Origin of the sequence: Pantoea phyllosphaerae (assembly GCF_051025595.1) — a bacterium.
GTDB lineage: Bacteria > Pseudomonadota > Gammaproteobacteria > Enterobacterales > Enterobacteriaceae > Pantoea.
Window position 1 is genome coordinate 1 of sequence record NZ_JBPFDE010000030.1, and the last position, 4,449, is coordinate 4,449.

Annotated in this window: 5 protein-coding genes and 4 tRNA genes; 1 reads left to right on the forward strand and 8 read right to left on the reverse strand. The window is 52.3% G+C overall.

All coding sequences use genetic code 11. From position 1 onward, the window contains the following. From ACR6A7_RS20965 to ACR6A7_RS20985, 5 genes are all read right to left on the reverse strand, one after another. Positions 1-83: GTP-binding protein (locus ACR6A7_RS20965; RefSeq protein WP_332459973.1), on the reverse strand; the 83-nt coding region annotated here is incomplete at its 3' end. A gap of 107 nt (positions 84-190) precedes the next feature. Continuing rightward, positions 191-266 (reverse strand) — tRNA-Thr (locus ACR6A7_RS20970). Positions 267-271: 5 nt separating this feature from the next. Next, positions 272-346 (reverse strand) — tRNA-Gly (locus tag ACR6A7_RS20975). Between the two features lie 192 nt (positions 347-538). Beyond that, a tRNA-Tyr gene (locus ACR6A7_RS20980) sits at positions 539-623 on the reverse strand. 7 nt (positions 624-630) lie between these two features. Beyond that, a tRNA-Thr gene (locus tag ACR6A7_RS20985) sits at positions 631-706 on the reverse strand. 537 nt (positions 707-1,243) lie between these two features. On the opposite strand from ACR6A7_RS20985, the gene coaA reads away from it, so the two are divergent. Next, a complete protein-coding gene (gene coaA, locus ACR6A7_RS20990) occupies positions 1,244-2,194 on the forward strand; it encodes a type I pantothenate kinase (RefSeq protein WP_434127132.1) in 951 nt (316 codons plus the stop codon). A gap of 33 nt (positions 2,195-2,227) precedes the next feature. Here coaA and birA read toward each other — a convergent pair whose 3' ends face one another. The 3 genes from birA to ACR6A7_RS21005 form a co-directional block, all read right to left on the reverse strand. Beyond that, a complete protein-coding gene (gene birA, locus ACR6A7_RS20995) occupies positions 2,228-3,187 on the reverse strand; it encodes a bifunctional biotin--[acetyl-CoA-carboxylase] ligase/biotin operon repressor BirA (RefSeq protein WP_033756005.1) in 960 nt (319 codons plus the stop codon). Next, positions 3,184-4,221 carry a UDP-N-acetylmuramate dehydrogenase gene (gene murB / locus ACR6A7_RS21000; protein WP_434127133.1) on the reverse strand — a complete coding sequence of 346 codons (1,038 nt, stop codon included), beginning with the start codon at positions 4,219-4,221 and terminating at the stop codon, positions 3,184-3,186. Before murB ends, birA begins: the two co-directional genes overlap by 4 nt. Before the next feature lie 46 nt (positions 4,222-4,267). Beyond that, the coding region (locus tag ACR6A7_RS21005) for a hypothetical protein (protein ID WP_434127134.1) at positions 4,268-4,449 on the reverse strand (182 nt) is incomplete at its 5' end.

Sequence of the window (4,449 nt, forward strand, 5' to 3'; positions counted from 1 at the left end):
AGGGTGGTTTTACCGTGGTCAACGTGACCGATGGTGCCCACGTTTACGTGCAGTTTGTTACGTTGAAATTGCTCTTTAGCCATCGCTTGTCCCTCTAAGACACGGATATATCGTAGATATCATCACATCAACCAGGCTTTGCCTGAATGCAGGATTTACAGAGAGAGAATCAGGGAGGAGATAAAGGAAGTGGTGCTGATACCCAGAGTCGAACTGGGGACCTCACCCTTACCAAGGGTGCGCTCTACCAACTGAGCCATATCAGCACATCTGGAGCGGGCAGCGGGAATCGAACCCGCATCATCAGCTTGGAAGGCTGAGGTAATAGCCATTATACGATGCCCGCATCCTGGAACTCGGCTACCTGTTCTTTCTGTAGCTTGTGAATAATAAGAGATGTTCCCCTACTATTCGAAGTCTGACAGCGTTGCTGACCGACTTTAACTGTGCCGAAGCGCAGTTTGAATTTGGGGTGAGAGAAGTGACTCACCGACAGACAAACAGGCTGTTTATCTGCTCCCAACCGGCAAGGTTGAGATGGTGGTGGGAGAAGGATTCGAACCTTCGAAGTCTGTGACGGCAGATTTACAGTCTGCTCCCTTTGGCCGCTCGGGAATCCCACCTACTTGATGGTGCCGGCTACCGGAATCGAACTGGTGACCTACTGATTACAAGTCAGTTGCTCTACCAACTGAGCTAAGCCGGCATCAAGTGACGCGCATTCTAGGAAGGTCGGGGACAGGATGCAACAAAAAAATCGCTGAAATAACTCTATCGCTTACTATTTGTGCAAATCCTCGCATTTTAGCGCCTTAGTGAGGGAAATTTAGGCAATCTCGGCAAGTTTTATTCCGCTACGCTGCTGTATTTATCGCCTGAACATAACGAGCCAGATGAGACCTACACTAACTTTTGCACGCCTGACGAAGAGGAAAAATGAAAAAAATTTTCGCGGCGGTGCCCTTTTTCCACGGCCAGAAAAAAGATTACGCTTGAGCCAGAGGCTTTTCTGAGCAAGTTTGTCAGATACCTGCTGTGCTGAAGCCGGGCTTATGCGCAGCCGCTTGCGAAAGCGTGCGCGTATTTATCATTTTTCTTCTTTTTATTATCACACTGATGTTAACCTCCAGCCCATTGTTCTCAGTAAAGACCTTGTGACATGCCGCTATGGTGCTCATATCCCGCCAGGTTTTTTTACCTGCATGATATGAATCAGCCTTAATCTGCAGTCAGACGCATACTTATGAATAAAAAGAATTCACCTCTGACCACACCCTATTTAGAGTTCACGCGTAAGCAGTGGGCCGCCCTACGTAATTCTGTGCCAATGACCTTAACAGAAGAGGAGATTACGCAGTTAAAGGGCATCAATGAAGATTTGTCTCTGGAAGAGGTCGCAGAGATTTACCTGCCTTTATCGCGCCTGCTTAACTTCTATATCAGCTCCAATCTGCGTCGTCAGGCAGTGCTCGAACAGTTCCTGGGCACAGACGGCCAGAAGATCCCTTACATTATCAGCATCGCCGGCAGCGTAGCCGTGGGGAAAAGCACCACCGCGCGCGTTCTGCAGGCGCTGCTGAGCCGCTGGCCCGAACATCGCAAAGTCGAGCTCATTACCACCGATGGCTTTTTGCATCCTAATGCGGTGCTAAAAGAGCGCGGCCTGATGAAGAAGAAGGGCTTCCCTCAGTCTTATGATATGCATCGACTGGTTAACTTCGTTTCCGCCCTGAAATCAGGCGCCAGTCAGGTCACGGCGCCGGTTTATTCTCATCTGGTGTATGACGTTATCCCGGATGGCGATAAAGTCGTGCATCAGCCCGATATATTGATTCTCGAAGGCCTGAATGTTCTGCAAAGCGGGATGGATTATCCTCACGATCCACACCACGTCTTTGTGTCGGACTTCGTCGACTTCTCTATCTATGTAGATGCGCCTGAAGACCTGCTACAGCGCTGGTACATCAATCGCTTTTTAAAATTCCGTCAGGGCGCTTTCACCGATCCCGATTCCTATTTCCACCACTATGCGCAGCTCTCCGAAGAGGAGGCCGTGCAGATCGCTACTGGGCTGTGGAAAGAGATCAACTGGCTGAATTTAAAAGAGAACATATTGCCGACCCGCGAAAGAGCCAGTTTGATTATGACCAAAGGCGGCAACCATGCTGTCGACCGGGTCAGGCTAAGGAAATAGCATAAAAAAAGCCTGCATCGCGCAGGCTTTTTATTACTGTGGGCGAAGGGATATTTCGCCGCCTACCCAGGATTTCACCTCACCATCCTGTTCAAGCAGCAGCCCGCCCTGCTTATCTATACCGCGCGCGATGCCGTGGATCTCGCGCTCGCCGATTAATAGCTTAACGGGGCGATTAAAGAAGTTATCCAGCGCTTTCCAGCGCTCGGTGAAAGGTGCTAATCCATCACGTTCAAAGAGCGGTAGCGCCTCGCGCAGGCTGTTTATCAGCTTTGCAGCCAGATCGTTTCGATCAATTGCAATCCCGGCTTCCTGCAGATTGATCCAGCCTTGATTGATCTGCGCCGCTTCCGCGCCGCGCATCGCCAGATTAATACCGGCCCCCATCACAATTTGCGCGGCGTCGCCTGTTTTCCCCGTTAGCTCAACCAGAATGCCCGCCAGTTTACGATCCTGTAGGTAGAGATCGTTAGGCCACTTCACACGTACGTCCTGCGCGCCCAGCTGCTGCAGGGTTTCGGCGATGACAATGCCGATAACCAGACTCAGCCCCATCGCGGCCGCAGGACCCTGCTCGAGACGCCAGTACATCGACATATAGAGATTAGCGCCGAACGGTGAGAACCATTGCCGCCCTCGACGTCCTCGACCCGCCTGCTGGTATTCAGCAATACAGGCGTCGCCTGATTGCAGCTCGTTCATCCGCTCCAGCAGGTACTGGTTGGTCGAGTCGATAACCGGGATGATCGCCAGATTAGGCTGATGCAGCTGCGCCAGTATCGCCTCTTCATTCAACAGCTGCATCGGCGCCGGCAGGCTATAGCCTTTTCCCGTAACCGTGTAGATATCCAGACCCCAGCTTTTAAGCGTCTGGATATGTTTATTGATTGCCGCCCGGCTCATTCCCAGTGATTCGCCAAGCTGTTCGCCAGAATGAAACTCGCCGTCTGAGAGTATTTCGACCAGCTTTAGCGGGATGCTATGGTCTTTCATAGGATTGCCTCTACGGCGTTGCACTCGCCCTGTGCCGCGATAAAGCGCACCTCGGGCTCAAGCCATACACCAAATTTTTGCCCAACGCGAGCGCGTACTGCTTTCGCCAGCGCGACGATATCCTGAGAGGTGGCCTGTTCGGCGTTAATCAGCACCAGCGCCTGCTGCTGATGCACTGCCGCACCGCCGATGCGAAACCCTTTTAGCTGGCACTGATCGATTAACCAGCCTGCGGCTAGTTTTACTTCGCCCTCTTTCTGCGGGTAGAAAGGCATCTCCGGATAGGCAAGTTTCAGCTGCTCTGCCTGCTCTCGGCTTATCAGCGGATTTTTAAAGAAACTACCAACATTACCCGTCACACGCGGATCGGGCAGCTTGCTCTGACGCATATGACATACGGCGTGAAAAACTTCCCAGGCGGTTACCGTAGCAGGATTGAGACGTGTTAAATCGCCATAGGTCAGTACCGGCTGCCAGCTTTTTTTCAGGCTAAGCCCCACGGCGATAATCGCATATCCCTGCTGGTACTGATGCTTGAAGATGCTGTCACGATAACCGAATGCGCACGCTTCGCGCGACAGACGCTGCGTCGCACCCGTCTCGAGGTTCAGTACATCGACATAGTCACAAACATCTTTGAATTCGACGCCATAGGCGCCGATATTTTGTATCGGCGCCGAGCCTGACATACCAGGGATCAACGCCAGGTTTTCGAGTCCAGGGATCCCCTTTTTCAGGGTCGCCTCTACAAGGGCGTGCCAGTTTTCACCGGCACCGACATGCAGCTTCCAGACCTCGTCCTGCTCCTGAATATCGATGCCTTTAATGCGATTAAGCACGACGGTACCGGCAAAATCGTCCAGAAAAAGCACGTTGCTGCCTTCGCCCAGCAGAATAAATGGCTGATGCGCGGCTCTGGCATCTCGCCAGGCATTGAGGATCATTTCTGGCGTCTCAGCGATAATACGATCGCGCGCGCGGATCGCCAGACCAAGAGTGTTGTCAGCTTGCAGAGAAGGATACTGGTGGGACATTATGCGGCCTTTGCGAAATTATCTGCGCGTAGTTTACCGCATCAGTTCAGGCTTGTAGGGAAGTTTTGATGGCGCTGCGCCGGGAAATGAAACTTTTTTCGCCGATCGTCAGACGTAAAAAAGCCCTCTGCGTCAGCAGAGGGCTTTTTTGTTTGGATGCCTGGCAGTTCCCTACTCTCGCATGGGGAGACCCCACACTACCATCGGCGCTACGGCGTTTCACTTCTG